This is a genomic window from Arthrobacter sp. Bz4 (assembly GCF_003075455.1).
Lineage (GTDB): Bacteria > Actinomycetota > Actinomycetes > Actinomycetales > Micrococcaceae > Arthrobacter_D.
This window is the reverse complement of record NZ_QDAE01000012.1, coordinates 48637-65787: the sequence shown is the minus strand read 5'-3', so window position 1 is coordinate 65787 and position 17151 is coordinate 48637. Positions and strand designations below refer to the sequence as shown.

11 protein-coding genes and 3 pseudogenes are annotated in these 17151 nt (G+C 64.7%); 8 read left to right on the top strand and 6 right to left on the bottom strand.

Going from position 1 to position 17151, the window contains the following annotated elements; translation table 11 throughout:
* Positions 1–151: 151 nt before the first annotated feature.
* Positions 152–1336, top strand: coding sequence for a MarP family serine protease (locus tag DDA93_RS10555; protein WP_019483149.1), 1185 nt, complete (start codon positions 152–154; stop codon positions 1334–1336).
* Positions 1337–1339: 3 nt separating this feature from the next.
* Here DDA93_RS10555 and DDA93_RS10550 read toward each other — a convergent pair.
* A pseudogene (locus DDA93_RS10550) lies at positions 1340–2343 on the bottom strand (DUF2332 domain-containing protein).
* Positions 2344–2566: 223 nt separating this feature from the next.
* Here DDA93_RS10550 and DDA93_RS10545 point away from each other — a divergent pair.
* The 3 genes and pseudogenes from DDA93_RS10545 to DDA93_RS10535 all read left to right on the top strand — a co-directional run bounded on the left by DDA93_RS10545 (position 2567) and on the right by DDA93_RS10535 (position 6311).
* Complete coding sequence (locus DDA93_RS10545; protein WP_243400595.1) at positions 2567–4264, top strand: ABC transporter substrate-binding protein; 1698 nt, start codon at positions 2567–2569, stop codon at positions 4262–4264.
* Between the two features lie 105 nt (positions 4265–4369).
* Positions 4370–5374, top strand: a complete 1005-nt coding sequence (locus DDA93_RS10540; protein WP_019483153.1) for an ABC transporter permease — start codon at positions 4370–4372, stop codon at positions 5372–5374.
* Positions 5371–6311: pseudogene (locus DDA93_RS10535) on the top strand (ABC transporter permease). The gene DDA93_RS10540 and the pseudogene DDA93_RS10535 overlap by 4 nt, the downstream one beginning before the upstream one ends.
* Positions 6312–6378: 67 nt before the next feature.
* On the opposite strand, the gene DDA93_RS10530 reads toward DDA93_RS10535, so the two are convergent.
* The 4 genes from DDA93_RS10530 to acs form a co-directional block, all read right to left on the bottom strand.
* Entirely contained in the window at positions 6379–8109 is a 1731-nt protein-coding gene (locus DDA93_RS10530) for an ABC transporter ATP-binding protein (RefSeq protein ID WP_116778741.1), read from the bottom strand.
* A gap of 14 nt (positions 8110–8123) precedes the next feature.
* Positions 8124–8594: a type II 3-dehydroquinate dehydratase gene (gene aroQ / locus DDA93_RS10525; protein ID WP_116778740.1), complete on the bottom strand. Its 471-nt coding sequence runs from the start codon at positions 8592–8594 to the stop codon at positions 8124–8126.
* 63 nt (positions 8595–8657) lie between these two features.
* Positions 8658–10004, bottom strand: a complete 1347-nt coding sequence (locus tag DDA93_RS10520) for an MFS transporter (RefSeq protein ID WP_116778739.1) — start codon at positions 10002–10004, stop codon at positions 8658–8660.
* 148 nt (positions 10005–10152) lie between these two features.
* Complete coding sequence (acs, locus tag DDA93_RS10515) at positions 10153–12117, bottom strand: acetate--CoA ligase (protein WP_019483158.1); 1965 nt, start codon at positions 12115–12117, stop codon at positions 10153–10155.
* A 289-nt stretch (positions 12118–12406) separates the two neighbouring features.
* On the opposite strand from acs, the gene DDA93_RS10510 reads away from it, so the two are divergent.
* The 4 genes from DDA93_RS10510 to DDA93_RS10495 are packed head-to-tail and all read left to right on the top strand — an operon-like array spanning position 12407 to position 15281.
* On the top strand, positions 12407–13171 hold the full coding sequence (locus tag DDA93_RS10510; RefSeq protein WP_116778738.1) for a hypothetical protein: 765 nt from the start codon (positions 12407–12409) through the stop codon (positions 13169–13171).
* Between the two features lie 8 nt (positions 13172–13179).
* Positions 13180–13809, top strand: coding sequence for a hypothetical protein (locus tag DDA93_RS10505; protein WP_116778737.1), 630 nt, complete (start codon positions 13180–13182; stop codon positions 13807–13809).
* A gap of 9 nt (positions 13810–13818) precedes the next feature.
* Positions 13819–14625 carry an endonuclease III gene (gene nth / locus DDA93_RS10500; RefSeq protein ID WP_116778736.1) on the top strand — a complete coding sequence of 269 codons (807 nt, stop codon included), beginning with the start codon at positions 13819–13821 and terminating at the stop codon, positions 14623–14625.
* The gene (locus DDA93_RS10495) at positions 14622–15281 is read left to right on the top strand and encodes a CoA pyrophosphatase (RefSeq protein WP_116778735.1); all 660 of its coding nucleotides are present in this window, start codon (positions 14622–14624) and stop codon (positions 15279–15281) included. Before nth ends, DDA93_RS10495 begins: the two co-directional genes overlap by 4 nt.
* 14 nt (positions 15282–15295) lie before the next feature.
* Here the strand turns inward: DDA93_RS10495 and DDA93_RS10490 are convergent.
* Positions 15296–17010, bottom strand: a pseudogene (locus DDA93_RS10490) (bifunctional 3'-5' exonuclease/DNA polymerase).
* Between the last annotated feature and the right edge of the window lie 141 nt (positions 17011–17151).

The following is a 17151-nucleotide window of genomic DNA, read 5'->3' as shown; positions in this document are numbered from 1 at the left end:
GCCTCCCATTTGGGCGGAAACGCCCAGATTTCCCGCCCAACGGCCTGAAAAAAAGGGGTTCAACATGCGCTCAGGAGATTGTCAGTACCGCCGGATAGACTCAGTCGGGTAACGGAGGCGTCGCGCCTCCCGATGATCAGGGAGAGCGCACGTGCCGGACTTCACCATCTTGGACATCCTGCTGGTGCTGGCACTGGTCGGGTATCTCGTTGCCGGTCTCCGCAACGGGTTCCTGGTGACCCTCGGCGGGATCGCAGGCTTCGTTGCCGGAGCAATAGCTGCGTTCTTCGCTATTCCCCTCGTCAGCGAATGGGTGCCCGACGACGCCTGGCGCCTTCCCGCCATCATCCTCACAGCATTCGTCCTGGTGGTCCTTGGCCAGGCCCTCGGCTCCCGGCTCGGTGGAGCCATTCGCCGTGCCCTCGATTTCCGTCCGATCCGAATGGTCGACCGGCTGCTCGGCGGCGTCGTGAATGTGGTGGTTGCTGCACTGGTGATGTCCATGCTGGCCTTCAGTATTGGCACGCTCGGCATGCCCTTCCTGTCCCAATCCATTGCCTCGTCACAGGTGATCAGGGGAATCGACAACCTTACGCCGTCGCCGGTTCGCACGTGGATGGCGCAATTGCGCACCATCGCCGTCGACGACGGGATCCCCACAATTCTCGAAAGCGTTGCACCGGCTGCCCCCCTGCCAGTCCCCGAGGCGGCCGTCGACACCCCCGAGCTCGCGTCGGCTTCCCAATCGGTGTTGCGTATTGCTGGTACCGCGTTCCAGTGCGGCCAAAACCAAACCGGGTCGGGCTTCATTATTGCTCCAGGGCGGGTGGTGACCAACGCCCACGTGGTTGCGGGGGTCAACGAACCGGTGGTGGAGATTCCCGGTGGGGGAGCGCTGCCCGGCCGTATCGTCCACTTCGACGCCGTTCGGGACATCGCGGTCCTCGCCGTCGACGGTCTGGACCGTGCGCCCCTGCCCCTCGGTGAGGATCTCGCCACGGGGGACACTGCGGCTTTCGCTGGCTACCCCGCCGGTGGCCCCTTCCAAATCCAGCCCGCCAGCATCCAGAATCGCAGCGATGTCCTGGTCGCCAACATTTACGGCGCGGATCCGGCGTCAGTCAACGTGTACAGCCTGGCAGCGAACGTTCAGCAGGGTAACTCGGGCGGGCCTCTGCTGGACATGCAAGGGCGGGTGACCGGCGTGATCTTCGCAAAATCCACTCAGGATGCGCCGGTGGGATACGCGCTGACCCTGGCAGAATTGCAGCCCATTGCCGAGCAGGCCAGCGTCTTCACTGACACGGTGTCAGCCGGTCAATGCAACAACCGCTAGGCCTTAGCCAAGCCAGTCGAGCGTCTGCCCGTGTCCGCCAGTGCGTGCTGCCGGGCTCCCATTGTGGGCGAGGACAAACAGCCGGACCACCTCCACCTCGGCCTTAGCCATCGCACCCTCCACTCCTGGCAACACCCCGTACCCTTCGTTCGATAGCCAGTGCACCGGCCTGCTGCGGTCAGCAGTCAGCCGCCGCATGGTGTCCTGAAACGCCTCGCGGCCAGGCTCATCGACGTATCCAAGCACCGCACTATGAAACACGACCACCACCGAGTCCGCCGGTGCACTATCCACCAGGCTCTCAAGGTTGACGACGAGATCACCGCTCAGCAGGAGCGGCGGATCACGTCGGGCTACCTCGACGGCGGCGCGGAGCCGGTCCCGCCGTTGCACATGTTCTGGCCAGATCAGTGCTTCCAGCCAGGCGACGTCGTCGTCCTTTGCGACGTCGAGCGGATTCAGGTCGAGTCCGGCGCGGAAGCTGATGTGAGGTAACGACGTCGGCAGCGGCGGGTTGCCGGTGGTGGCGCATTCCATCACCAGGGCGTCGGGGACCGCGCTGGCGGACAGGACGGGTCCGTCGTCGTAGGAGTACCCATACCGGTCCGGATACAGGCACAACCCTGCGGAGGCGCCGACCTCGATCAGGGCTAGCGGCGTGTTTTCGCTGTCGGCGATGTGGGCCAGTAGGGGAAGCAGGACGGCGCTTCGGCCGGCCTCGTTGGTTTGGGTGTTGCGGGCAAGCATCGTTGCACGCACCTGTGACCAGTGCTCGAGCAAAAAAGTGCGGAACAGGGCGTAGGGCGCCGGTCGGGCGCGAGGTATCGGGCGGCGCCGAGCAGCAGATTGGGTTGGCGCTTCGCCGCGGGCAGGGTGTCGAGCCGTGGCAGAAGCTGCGGGTCCTCACTGATGCCGAGGCACCACTCAGCGTACGTGGGGGAGTATCCGCGGGTTTCAACGAGCGCGAACCGCCGGTACCACGCGGCCGTGTCGAGTTGCTCAGCCATGCCAATCCCTCCACACCAATGGGTCAACCGTCACCCTAGCGTGCTCTCCCGAGGACGGTCAGTCGACAACGCGTAACCAAATCGTGACCACATCTGTGAGGTAAATCCCATCTGAGGACATCCTCGGGGTTAGGCTCGTTCCACAGATTGCTCCGCTCCGGCGAAGCCGTCAGGGCATCACGTTACGTGCGCTGCCTCCCCACTCGTACATGAGGAGCACAACATGCAAGAAAGCGCCACACCGCCGCGCAGCTCACGCCCCGCAAAGAAGCGGGCAGCTGTGGTGACGGCCGGATTGGCAATCGGTGCGCTGTTGCTTTCCGGTTGCGTCGAAAGCCAGCGGGATGAAGGCACTGCCGACGGTGGTGAAGCGACCGTCGACTCGACGTTCGTCTTTGCTGCGTCGTCGGATCCTGCGTCCCTTGACCCCGCCTTTGCCAGTGACGGCGAGACCTTCCGGGTCAGCCGTCAATTGTTTGAGGGCCTCGTGGGCGTCGAGGCTGGCACCGCCGACCCCGCGCCGCTGCTCGCCGAGTCCTGGGAAACTTCCGAGGACGGCCTGTCGACCACTTTTGCGTTGAGGGAGGGTGTCACCTTCCACGACGGCACCGAGTTCAACGCCGAGGCTGTCTGCTTCAACTTCGACCGCTGGTACAACTGGACCGGTGTCGCCCAGGCGCCATCCGTCTCCTACTACTACAACAACCTGTTCCGCGGGTTCGCCGACTCACCTGACGCAGCCGTCTACGAATCCTGTGAAGTGAACGGGGACCTTGAGGCGACCGTCACCCTTGCACAGCCGTTCGCCGGGTTCATTCCCGCTCTGTCGCTGCCGGCCTTCGCCATGCAGAGCCCGACGGCGCTCGAGGAGTTCGCTGCCGATGACATTGGCGGTTCAGCTGAAGCGCCAGCGCTGAGCGCTTACGCCGAGGGTAACCCCGTGGGTACCGGGCCGTTCAAGTTCGATTCCTGGTCGGTGGGCGAGCAGTTGCAGCTTTCCACCTACGAGGACTACTGGGGTGAGCAGGGCGATGTGGAAACCATCATCTTCCGCGTCATCGACGACCCACAGGCGCGCACGCAGGCCCTGCAGGCGGGCACGGTCGACGGGTTTGACCTGGTCTCGCCCGCCGATATCCCCACCCTCGAGGGCGAAGGCTTCATGATTGTGCCTCGCGATCCCTTCACGATCCTCTACCTGGGTCTGAACCACGAGGTGGAGGAGCTCAGTGATCCACTGGTACGCGAAGCAATCCACCACGCCATCGACAAGCAGGCACTGATCGACCAGACGCTTCCCGAGGGAACGCAGCTGGCTACCCAGTTCATTCCAGACGTGGTTGACGGTTACAACGACGAGGTGACCACCTACGAGTATGACCCCGAGCGGGCCATGGAACTGCTTGAGGAAGCCGGTTACCCTGACGGCTTCGAAGTGGAGTTCAACTACCCGACGAACGTGTCACGGCCGTACATGCCAACCCCTGAGCAGGTCTTCACCAACCTGACCGATCAGCTCAGCGCTGTAGGTATTACCGCTACACCTGCACCTGCCGTGTGGACCCCTGACTACCTGGACAACATTCAGGGAAGCGCTAACCACGGGATCCACCTGCTCGGCTGGACCGGCGACTACAACGACACCGACAACTTCATTGGTGTGTTCTTCGGCCAGGAGAAGCTCGAGTTCGGCTTCGACAACCCCGAGTTGTTCGCAGCACTGGACGAAGCACGCGGTATGACCGATCGTGAAGCACAGACCGCTGCGTACGAGGAGATTAACGAACAGATTGCCCAGTTCAATCCGGCGATCCCGTTGGCCCATCCCGCACCGTCGCTGGCGTTTGCCCCACGCGTTGATTCGTACCCGGCAAGCCCCGTCAATGACGAGGTGTTCAACATGATCGAACTCAACGAGTAACACCTATCGATGACAGGAGAGCCTGGCCTACTGGGCCCGGCTCTCCTGTTGCTCGTTGGACAGTGTTTGATTCCTGTGTGTTTGATCAGTTCCTGAAAGGACCCCGTGCTACGCGTCATTGGTAAGCGCCTCGCGCTGCTGGTACCCACTCTGATCGGCCTGTCGATCCTGTTGTTCCTGTGGGTACGCAATCTTCCCGGCGGCCCAGCCACTGCCCTGCTGGGCGAGCGGGCCACCCCTGAAGCGGTGGAGAGGGTCAACGAGCTATACGGCTTCAATGAGCCGATCATCGCCCAGTACTTGACCTACATGGGCAAGCTGCTGCAAGGGGACTTCGGCACGTCGATCGACACCGGGCGTCCGGTGCTGGAGGAGTTCGCCACCCGGTTTCCGGGTACCGTCGAACTTGCCGTGGTAGCACTGATCTTCGCGATCGGCCTCGGCATCCCGCTGGGCTATGTGGCCGCCCGCTACTATGGGCGATTCGTCGACCACGGTTCAGTGGTGTTGAGCCTCCTCGGCATCACCGTTCCCGTCTTCTTCCTTGCCTTCATCCTGAAGTACCTCTTCGCCATCCAATGGCCGATCCTCCCGCCGGACGGCCGCCAGGATCCCCGGATGGACGCCACCCATGTCACCGACTTCTATGTGCTGGATGGCATCCTTACCGGTGAGTGGGACGCCGCCTGGGACGCATTTCAGCACCTGATCCTGCCGGGCATCGCCCTGGGCACCATCCCTCTGGCGATCATTGTGCGGATCACCCGCGCTTCGGTCCTCGAGGTCCAGAATGCCGACTACGTCCGCACCGCCCGCGCGAAAGGCCTGATGGAGAAAACCATCCGGAACCGGTTTATCCTCCGCAACGCGATGCTCCCGGTGGTCACCACCATCGGGCTGCAGACGGGCCTCATCATTTCGGGCGCGGTGCTCACCGAGACGGTGTTTGCGTTCAACGGGATCGGGAAATTCCTGGCTGACGCGATCTTCGCTCTCGACTATCCGGTGCTCCAGGGGTTCATCATCCTTATTGCCATCCTGTACGCAGTGATCAATCTACTGGTTGACATTTCCTACAGCATCATCGACCCAAGGGTGCGTGTGAGTTGAGTACAACATTGCCTCCATCCGCCGGTGACGGGCCAACGCCCACCGAACCGACCATTCCCGACGACGCCGGAACCGGACTCTGGAAGGACGCCTTCCGGCGGCTGAGAAAGAACCCGCAGGCCATCGCCGGTGCAGTTATCGTGGGCCTGTTCCTGCTGGTGGCAATCCTGGCACCGGTGCTTGCTCCTTACGGCGGCAATGAGTTGCCGGGCCGGACGGAGATTACCCCCACCAATATTCCGGGGCCAGGTGAAATTGACGCCTACCCGCTCGGGCTCGACCGGTTCGGTGGTGACCTGCTCAGCAAGCTGATCTGGGGAGCGCAGGCGTCACTGCTGATCGGCGTCGTCTCGACTGCCCTCGGCCTCGTCGGTGGCATGATCCTGGGGCTGCTTGCTGGCGCCTTGGCGGTTGGGTAGACAGCGTCATCATGCGGTTCGTCGACATCCTGCTCTCGGTGCCGAGCCTTCTGCTCGCGGTCAGCATTGCGGCGATCCTGGGTCAGGGGCCCTACGCGGTGATGATCGCTATCGGTGTCTCGCAGGTGCCTATCTTCGCTCGGTTGCTGCGCGCGTCAATGCTCTCCCAACGAGGCTCGGATTACATCCTTGCTGCCCAAACGCTCGGGCTGAGCCGCTCCACCATCACTATGAGCCACCTGTTGCCCAACAGTGTGGGGCCGGTGATTGTCCAGGCGACCCTGACCCTTGCCACCGCGGTGATTGACGCCGCAGCGCTGTCGTTCCTGGGGCTGGGTGGCGGCAGGCCCCAAACGGCCGAGTGGGGGCGAATGTTGACCTATGCCCAGGCTGAACTAACGAACTCGCCGCAGTTGGCTTTCCTGCCGGGTATCTGTATCGCCGTTACGGCATTGGGCTTCACCCTGCTGGGCGAATCCCTTCGCGAATCGCTGGATCCCAAGACCCGAAAGAAGTAGCGGGACGGAGAGGAAGCAAAAGACCCCGGCACCATCGGTGCGGGGTCTTTTGCCGCCAGGAGCGGTTCTAAGCGATGTTCAGTTCGTTGCCCGGGATCGAGGCCAGCAACTTCCGGGTGTACGGGTGGCGCGGGTTCTGGAACACTTCCTCGGAGCTCGCCGCCTCCACCAGCTCACCATCCTTCATCACGCAGACATAGTCGGAAATGAGGCGGACCACAGCCAGGTCATGGGAGATGAACAGGTAGCTCAGTCCAAGCTCCGCCTGCAGATCGCCCAGCAGTTTCAGGATCTGGGCCTGCACCAGGACGTCCAGCGCGGAGACCGGCTCGTCGCAGATGATCAGCTCCGGCTTCAAAGCCAGCGCACGGGCGATCGCGACACGCTGCCGTTGTCCACCGGAAAGCTCCGAGGGGTAGCGGCGCAGCGCGGCCTGCGGCAGCGACACCTGGTCCATCAGTTCGCGGACCCTGGCCCGCCGCTCACTCTTGGACCCCCTCTTGTACGCGTTGAGGGGTTCCTCAACGATCCGCTCAATGGTGAACATCGGGTTCAGCGAGGAATAGGGGTCCTGGAAGATCGGCTGGACCCGCTGCCGGAAGTCAGCCAGCTGCGCCTTGTCCAGCGTTCCGACGTCCATTCCGTCGAAGGTCATGCTGCCCGACGTCGGCTCGATGAGCTTCAGGAGCATCCGCGCCGTCGTCGTCTTCCCTGAACCGGACTCACCCACGATGGCGACGGTCTGGCCGCGGGGCACATCAAGGGTCACGTTCTTCGCCGCGTAGAAGTCCTCGGAGCTGCCCCGCCGCTTGTAGACCTTGGTCAGGTCGCGGATCTCGACGATGTTCCGCCCTGCTGTCGCGGCCGCGGCGATAGCCTCGGCCGCCTCGGTCTGGTGTTCGGCGAACACAGCCTCCGCAGCATCGACGCGCTTCGCGGTGTCGGCGTGGTACGTCCCCGGCTGGAGGCGGACTGCTGCCACGCTGGGCGCAGCGCGAACGAGCGACTGGGTGTAGGGGTGCTGGGGGTCGGTGAGGAGCTGTTGTGCCGGACCGGTCTCCACCACCCGGCCGCGGTGCATCACCACGAGATCGGAGGCCCGTTCAGCCGCCAAGCCGAGGTCGTGGGTGATCAGCAGCACCGAGGTGCCCAACTGTTCGGTCATCTGATCAATCTGGTCGAGGATGGTCCGCTGCACCGTGACGTCGAGCGCGCTGGTCGGCTCGTCGGCGATCAGCAGCCGCGGCTGGCATGCCATCCCGATAGCGATCAGGGCGCGCTGGCGCATGCCACCGGAAAACTCGTGGGGGTACTGTTTGGCCCGTTCACCGGCGTCGGGCAGTCCAGCCGCGGTGAGGACCTCGATGACGCGTTCCTTGACGTTCTTCTTGGTTGCCATTCCGTGCACCAGGAGAGTTTCGGCCACCTGGGTGCCGATCTTGGTAACCGGATTGAGGTTCGACATCGGGTCCTGCGGGACCAGCCCGATGGCCCGCCCGCGGATGGCGCGCATCTTCGTTTCAGAAATGGTGGCGAGGTCCTGGCCTTCGAACAGGATGCTGCCGCTGGTAATCCTGCCATTGGACGGCAGCAGGCCGATGCAGGACATCGCCGTCGTCGACTTTCCCGAACCGGACTCGCCAACAATCGCGAGGGTTTTCCCGCGTCGCAGGGTAAAGCTCGCATTTTCGACGGCGATCACATCGCCGTACGAAGTGCTGAACGTTACGGCGAGGTCTTTGACCTCAAGGAGCGGGGCATCGCTGGGGACACCGTCAACGGGTGTGATGTCGATCATGCCTCTATCGTCCCTCATGAGGGGGCGTAACCCACGGATCCGGAGGAGAGTTTTTCGATCAGGAAATCGACGGCGTACCGGTAGCCACTGATCCCGGCGCCCACGATCACGGCTTCCGCAACAGCCGACAGGTAGGACTGGTGCCGGAATTCTTCCCGCCGGTGCACGTTGCTGATATGCACCTCTACCGTGGGAAGGCCGACGGCGGCAATTGCGTCGCGAAGGGCGACGGAGGTGTGGGTGTAGGCGCCGGCGTTGATGACGATACCGTCGGCTGCGCCTGCCGCAGCCTGGATGGCGTCGACCAGTTCGCCTTCATGGTTGGACTGCAGGCACGCGACGGCCCAACCGTGACGCCCCGCGGCGTCGGCGGCGAGAGCCTCGACGTCGGCGAGGGTTCCTGTGCCGTAGGTGGCCGGTTCGCGGGTGCCCAGGAGGTTGAGATTCGGTCCGTTGATGATCAGGAGCGTGTTGGTCTTCGGCATGGCTTAACTATGCCCCACACCCGGGCGCACCAAAAAGCAGCGGGGTTGGCGGTGTGGCGGTGCTCAGGCTGACATCGGTGCGACGTCGGCTGGCCGGGTGAGGTTGGCTGTCCGGCGGAGGCGGACGGCGGCCAGCGCCCCAGCGACGGTCACCAGGCTCATCACCGCAAGTACAATTCCGGGGTGCCACCAGACGCCGTCGGTAGCTGTACCGAGGACCTGGGTAATGGAAGGAGCGAATCCGGCGACAATCGCCGCCAGGCTATAGGCGAAGGACAGAGCGGTGAACCCGGTGCGGGGCTCGAAGATGTCAGCCATCAATCCGCCAAGCGCGGCCCAGCTGGCGGTCGGCAGGATGCCGCCCAACAGGATGGCGGCCACATAGGTGGGCGCATCGGCGATGCTGATCACCCAATACAGCGGGAAAGCGATGAGGGCGGTGCCGATAGCCCCGCCGGCGACCACCTTGGCCGAGCCGATCTTCATGGCCAGATAGCCGAACGCGGGAATGGTCAGCAGTTGCAGGAGCGAACCGATCAGGGCCGCGTTGAGCACGGTCTCCTGGCTGAGTCCCAGCCGTTGGGTGCCGTAGGCCTGAGTGTAGGAAACCATGAGGAAGTAGGAACCGATACCGAGCACTGCCGCTGCGGCCGCGACGGCGATTGCCGCAGGCTGCCGACGGATGACTTCGATGAACGGAATGCTGGCGCGCGACTGTGTCTGCACGGTCTCTTTGAACACCGGCGTCTCGTCAATGGCGAGCCGCAGGTACAGGGCGATGCCAAGGAACGGGAACGCGAGCAGGAAGGGGATACGCCATCCCCAAGTGGTCATGACGTCGGGCGCCACGACAGCGAGGATCAGGAACACCAGGGAGATGAGCATGGTGCCGACGGGGGAACCGAGCTGGGGAATCGAGGCGTACAGCGCGCGTTTACGCGGTTCGGCGTGCTCGGTGGCGATCAGGATGGACCCGCCCCACTCGCCGCCGAGGGACAACCCCTGGAGAAGACGGAGCACGGTCAGCAGGATGGGTGCCCAGACGCCGATCACGCTGTAGTCCGGGAGCAGGCCGACGGACCCGGTGGCCAGGCCCATCAGCACGATGGTCCAGATGAGGGTCTTTTTGCGGCCGATCCGGTCGCCGAGATGGCCAAACAGGATGGCACCCAGGGGGCGGGCGACGAAGCCCATCGCGAAGATCAGGAAAGCGGAGAGGGTGCCCGCGAGGGGATCCTGGGCGGCGAAGAACACCTGGTTGAAGACCAACGCAGCAGCGGTTCCGAAGACGTAAAAGTCGTAGGACTCGAGGGTGGTGCCTACAAACGAGGCGGCCGCGGACTTACGGGCCATCTTGCGGTTGGCGGCCGGGGAGGGGCCAGTGGTCGCGGGGGCAGTGGTAGTAGACACGTTTCGAAATTGTCCTCGTGCCGCAGGCCGAGGCGCCACCCCTGCCGGGCAAGATCACAACCCCCCGGGATGCACATCACACCGCCCGGAGGCACCACCCCGGGTCCGCCTGGGACCCGGGATGGTGCCCCGGGACCCAGGCGGGGAGTTACTTTCTCAGGGACTGAGCGATCTGAGCCATGATCGTCGGGTCGGACAGGGTTGACGAGTCGCCGACTTCCCGGCCCTCGGCAACGTCCTTGAGCAGGCGGCGCATGATCTTGCCGGAGCGGGTCTTCGGGAGCTCGGGCACCACCAGGATGTTGCGCGGCTTGGCGATCGGCCCGATCTCCTTGCCCACGTGGTTGCGCAGGGTGGTGACGATGTCGTCGTCGTCGACGGCCGAGCCACGCAGGATCACAAACGCGACCACTGCCTCGCCTGTCGTCTCATCGGAGGCACCGACGACGGCGGCCTCAGCCACCGACGGGTGGCTGACCAGCGCCGACTCGATCTCGGTGGTCGACAGCCGGTGACCGGAGATGTTCATCACGTCGTCCACGCGGCCCAGCAGCCAGATGTCGCCGTCCTTATCGCGCTTGGCGCCGTCCCCAGCGAAGTACATGTTGTCGAAGCGGGACCAGTAGGTGTCCTTGAACCGCTGCGGGTCGCCCCAGATGCCACGGAGCATGGACGGCCACGGTTCGCGGACCACCAGATACCCGCCCGAACCGTTGGGCACCGATTCGCCCATCTCATCCACGACATCCACCGAGATCCCCGGCACTGCCACCTGCGCGGAGCCCGGCTTGGCGTGCGTGACGCCCGGCATCGGGGCGATCATGTGCGCACCGGTTTCGGTCTGCCACCAGGTATCCACGATCGGTGCACTGCCCCCACCGATCATCTCCCGGTACCACATCCACGCCTCAGGATTGATGGGCTCACCCACGGAGCCCAGTACGCGGATCGAGGTGAGGTCGTATTTCTTGGGGATGTCGCGGCCCCATTTCATGAACGTCCGGATCGCCGTCGGAGCCGTGTACAGGATGGACACCTTGTACTTTTCCACCAGTTCCCACCACCGGCCCTGATGCGGGGTGTCGGGGGTGCCCTCGTACATGAGCTGGGTGGCGCCGTTGACGAGTGGCGCATAGGCGACGTAGCTGTGCCCGGTGACCCAGCCGACGTCGGCCGTGCACCAGAACACGTCGGTCTCCGGGCGCAGGTCGAACGTGTTCTTGTGGGTGAAGGCCGTCTGCGTCAGATACCCGCCGGTGGTGTGGAGGATGCCCTTGGGCTTCCCTGTGGTGCCCGAGGTGTACAGGATGAACAGCGGGTGCTCCGAGTCGTGTCCGACGGCGGTGTGGTCGGCTGATGCACCGCCGACGGCGTCACTCCACCAGACGTCCCGACCTTCGGTCCACTCCACCGGCTCGCCGTTGCGCTTGACCACCACGACGTTAGTGACGGTGTGCCCCTCGCGTTCCAGGGCGCCGTCGACGGCTGGCTTCAACGCGCTGGGCTTGCCGCGACGGTAGGTGCCGTCCGCCGTGACGACGAGCTTGGCTTCAGCGTCATCGATCCGGTTGCGCAGAGCCTCGGCGGAGAAGCCGCCGAAGACCACCGAGTGCACAGCACCAATCCGGGCACAGGCGAGCATGGTGATGACTGCCTCGGGGATCATCGGCAGGTATACCGCCACCCGGTCACCCTTCTCGACTCCGAGCGAGAGGAACGCGTTTGATGCTTTCTTGACCTCTTCCGTGAGTTCCGCATAGGTGTAGGAGCGGGTGTCGCCGGGCTCGCCTTCAAAATGGATGGCTACACGATCCCCTCGGCCGGCCTCAACGTGGCGGTCAAGCGCGTTGTAGGCGGCGTTCACCCGGCCTCCGACAAACCATTTCGCGAAGGGAGCGTCGGAGAAGTCGAGAGCCTGGGTGAAATCTTCGTCCCAGGTGAGCAGGTCGCGTGCCTGAGCGGCCCAGAACTCCGGCCCGGCCTTGCCTTCCTCATAGAGGGAGGGCTGAGCTACGGCATTCGCCGCGAACTCTTCGGTGGGAGGAAAGCTGCGCTCCTCCAGCAGCAGATTCTCAAATGCGTCGCCTTGCGTGGTCTGGGTGTTCTCAGTCATGTTCAACCCTTCATCGTGCCGGATAGCGTTAGGCGGCGAGCCACCCGGTTCGAAACCGGCACGCAGCACCGCGATACTGCTGACCAGACTAACCGCGCGCACCGACTTTGTGTGGGCGCGCTCACATCCGCAAATGTGAATGGTCGAATTTCTGCGGTGAGCGGCGGTGAGAAGGGCGCGAGTGGACCCGGATGGCTAGTGGAGGAGAGGCGGGTTGACTACTCTGGTGACAGGAAGCAAGGCTGGCCACTGCGGCCCGCCCGGCCGCTGCGACGAATGGAATCCCGAAATGACACATCCGCACACCGATCGGTTCGCTGGCAGCAGCAGCGACAGTTCACACCGCGCCAGCGAGGCGGTTCTGGGCCCATTCACTCTCCGGGAGGCGGTGATCGGCGGTTCGGTGTTGCTGATCTTCATCGGCTCGCTGCTTCCCTTCTTCGAGGCCAATGACTGGTTCGGCAACCTGTGGAACGCGTCCTCCCTCTTCTTCCTCGGAATCGGTATCATCCTCCCGGTAGCAACTGCGGGCTTGATTGCCGCCCGGCGGCTCGGGACCGACCTGCGGATCGGTTCGCTTTCGGTCGACCAGTTCGCGTCGGTGGTGGCCGCGCTTGCGACGACCTTCTTCTTCCTGCAGACGGTCACCTCCTTCCACATTGGGCCGCTCATCTGCCTCATCGGCGGGATTGGCATGCTGGCCGCCACCGTCGGAGGCCCGCATCTGCCGATGTTCGCCCGAGATTTTGCAGGCCGTCCCAGCTCAAACGCCCACCTGATGGCCCGTAGCATCCTGCCAGCCGCACCGAAAAAGCCCAAAGCCTCCGAGCCAGTTGCGGCCGAGCAGGTTACCGAGTTCACTCCCCAGCCAGGCTCGACGGCGGCGCAGGTGCCAGCGCAGCAGCAGCGGGCTTCGGCGCAGGTCACGCCGGGACCACATCGCAGCCTGCCGCGCAGAAGAAGAGCCCAGGCATTGCCGGCAAGTTCGGATTCGGCGCCGCAGCGAAGTCCTCTTCGGGCGACCAGGGCCCGAGCAGGCCCGAGGCGCATCTGAACAGCGGGGTGGGGGCAGCAGCCGGGGTCCAGGACAAGGAACTGGCCGACGCCGATTCATCCGGCTACCCGCGGTTCGCTGATGAGGATTTCGCCCCGTATGGCACGTCCCCCGACTCGGCGCAGTCCCCCGACTCGGCGCAGTCTCCTGACCCGGCTCAGTCCCCTGACGCGGCAAAGTCGCACGACTCCGCCCAGTCGCCCGACGGCAACTCCGACGCTGGTGTCAGCTCACCGACCGCGGATCAGGCTCCGGTGGATACCGGCCAGCAGGCAACTGCAACCCGGAAAGCCGCTACCCCCGAAACATCCTCCGCAACAACTGCTGCAACCGCCGCCGCGACAACTGCGCAGCCGGTCGTGAAACGCCAGCCCAGCGAGTCCCAGGACTCTATCTCAGCGACCAAGGACGCGGACGACGACGCCCCTGTGGTGGAAGCCTTCTGGTTCGCCGTCGGTTCACCCCGCCCGGTGGTCGACGAGGCCTCGGGTGTCGAACTCTTCGTCCTGCTTCCAGGTGACTGGGAGGTGGGCATCGAGGACCGTGGCGAGGAATTTCTGGTGCAGGACAAGCGCACGGGCCGGATCGGTGTCATGCGGGATCTCACCAACATCGAGCGCGCACCGAGCGACGGCTAGGCACCGACAGTGGTCGGTACGGTCTCCGCGGGTTCCCATGATCCGTCGCCGCTCGCCATCAAGCGGCGGGCCCGCAGGATTCAACGCAGGCTGGCCGAGGAATACCCCTACGCCGTTGCTGAACTCGACTTCACCAATCCCTTTGAGCTTCTCGTAGCGACCGTCCTGTCGGCCCAGACCACCGATGTCCGGGTCAACCTCACCACCCCGGCCCTGTTCGCCAGGTACCCAGACGCCCGCCGTCTTGCTGAAGCCGACGAAATGGACCTGCAGGATCTGATCCGGCCCACCGGATTTTTCCGCGCCAAGTCGAAGAGCCTGCTGGCCTTGTCCAACCGCCTCGTCGATGAGTTCGATGGGGTGGTCCCACCACGCCTGGAAGACCTTGTCACCCTCCCCGGGGTGGGTCGTAAAACCGCGAACGTGGTACTCGGTAATGCGTTTGGCATCCCCGGGATCACTGTCGACACCCACTTCGGCCGGCTCGCGCGGCGCTTCCGTTGGACCGAGTCCGACGACGCGGTCAAGGTGGAGGCCGACGTCGCCCGCTTGTTCGACCCGTCGGACTGGACCATGCTCTCCCATCATGTGGTGTTCCACGGTCGCCGGGTCTGCCATGCACGCAAACCAGCCTGCGGCGCATGCCCCCTGGCCGCCCTCTGCCCCGCCTATGGTGACGGCGAGGTGGACCCGGTCAAAGCCGCGAAGCTGCTGAAGTACGAGTTGGCGCCGGGGCGGGAAGAGTTGCTGCAGCTGATGCGCGGGGGCGCCACACGGCGCGAACTGCAGGCCGCCGGATACAGCCTCCGAGCATGAGTGCCCGTGAACAGTTGCTGGATCTGGCGAAGCGGTCCGTGTCGCAGCCGGGGACGCTGCGCGGCATCGACCCGGCAGAGGCGCGCCACGCAGCGGTCCTGATCCTCTTCGGTATCCTCGATGACCGGCCAGCTGAGTTCCATGCGGGCGCCGTGCCCGATGATCTGGACGTCCTGCTGGTGCTACGTTCAGGGTCGCTGACGGACCATCCAGGTCAGGTGGCGTTCCCAGGGGGCCGGATCGACGACGGCGACGACGGCCCGGTGGCGGCGGCGCTTCGGGAAGCGTGGGAGGAAACCGGCGTCGACACCGCCGGGATCGAGGTGCTGGGACCGCTCCCCGAGTCTGGGCTTCCGGTCAGTAACTTCCTGGTCACACCAGTGCTCGCCTGGTGGGCCGACCAGTCACCGGTCACGGTGGTCGACGAGGCGGAGTCCGAACACGTCTTCCGGGTACCCGTGGCGGACCTGCTCAACCCGGCGGGCCGACGTTCTGTGATTGGGCACCGCAACGGCGTCACCTGGACCACCCCGGCTTTCCTGGTCAGGGACGTCACGGTGTGGGGATTCACTGCGCTACTTCTGGACGCCTTGTTTGATGACCTGGGGTGGACCCTGCCGTGGGACAAATCGGATCAGATCCCACCACCGCTCTGACCGACCAAGGCACCCTATTTGGCGTCCGCGTAGGAATCCACCACCACCACATTGACCGCAAAGTCGATGGGTATGTCCCCGAACATCAGCCGGGTCGCCGACTGTGCCGCGTCGGCGACCACCCGGCAGACCTCGTCGACCTGGGATTCGGGGACATGCAGCATCACCTCGTCGTGCAGAAAGAACACCAGTAGGTCAACGGGGGCTGGAACCGCCTTCGCGCGCAATTGACGCCGCAGTTCCGCGAGCCAGCAGAGCGCCCATTCGGCGGCGGTCGACTGGACCACAAAGTTGCGGGTGAACCGGCCACGCGATCGGGCAAGACCTTCCGCACGACGCTGCTCATCAGCGGTGGAGCTTTGCTGCGACGCCAGCCACGCGTCAGTTGCTGGGGGGCAACCGCGTCCCAGGTAGCTGCTCACCACACCACCGGCCTCGCCCGTGCGGGCAGCACTCTCCACGACCCCGATAGCCTGCGGATAGGTGCGGGCCAGTTGGGGCATCAACCGGCCAGATTCGCCGGTAGTGGCTCCGTACATCGCGCCCAACATCGCAAGTTTGGCCTTGGCCCGGTCGCCAAAGCCCTGCTCGGCAATCCCCTGATACAGGTCTTTCCCCCGGGCCGCAGTTGCCAGCGCCGAATCACGGCCGAGCGCTGCCAGAACCCGGGGTTCCAGCTGCGCTGCGTCAGCCACCACAAACCGATAGCCCGGATCGGGTCGCACCGCGTCACGGATCTGTCGAGGAATCTGGAGGGCGCCGCCACCCCTCGAGGCCCACCGCCCCGATACCACTCCGCCCACCACATACTCGGGTCTGAAGCGGCCGCCCTGCACCCAGGCATCCAACCAGGTCCACCCATTGGCGGTCAGCAACCGGGAGAGCTTCTTGTAGCGCAGCAGGGGTTCAATCCCCGGGTGTTTGTGCTGTTCCAGCTCCCAGGACCGCGTGCTGGTTACCTCGATGCCTGCCCGGTGGAGCGCTCGCAGCAGCTCCTGCGGTGAGTCAGGGTTAAAACCGGGGTTGTTCAGGTGCACCCGTAGCTCACCGGCTATCCGCTCCAGCTCAGCAGGCCGCACGCCTTCACGGGGGCGGGGACCCAGCTGCGATTCCAGCAGCTCCTCATGGAGATCACGACGCACGGTATTCCTGCGTTCTCCATCTCGGCGGCCAGGAGGGCGCCAGCCGATTCAGCCGCTAGCAGCAGCGACAGCCGTTGGGGAAACCGCCCTTCCGCAACAGCCTGCTGCTGGTGGCGGAACTCGGTGAGAACCTCGTCCGGCCCGGGTCCGCCGGGGGCGGAGGGGGTCTCGAAGAGGCTGAACTGCCCTATCGATGCGGCAACCGGGGGAAGTTGCCGCGCGGGGGCCTGATCCTGTGCGTCGGCGCTGTCCTGCAGCTTGGTGATGTAGGGCAGGTCAGCTGCGAAGCGAGAGTGCCGCAGGATGTCCCGGCACAGGCTCAGGTCATGGCACCGCTCGACGCTGATCTTTTGGTGCAGGAGCTGCGGGTACCAGTTGCGGGTGGCATCCCACACCCAACGCACCTTCTGCGCCTCAAAGTGGCGGACGGCCGCGGCAAGTTCGTCGTGCCCGACGACGACGGCCGCACCAGTGGCCGATCCCGACGCATCCGCGGGCTGCAGTACGGCGACGGCGTCGTCTGTCGACCCCCCAGCCGGCCAGACAGGGCTGCCTGGAGCGGGCGGTGAGGACACGACAACATACATGGCTCTATTGTCTCCCGCCCCACAGACAATCCTGGTCGGGCTGGCACCCCGCAAACCGCTCCTGTGGAGGCACCCGTCCTCCACAGGAGCAATTGTCGGACGCCTGTCCACATACGCCCGCTATACTGCCCGGGCATCAGC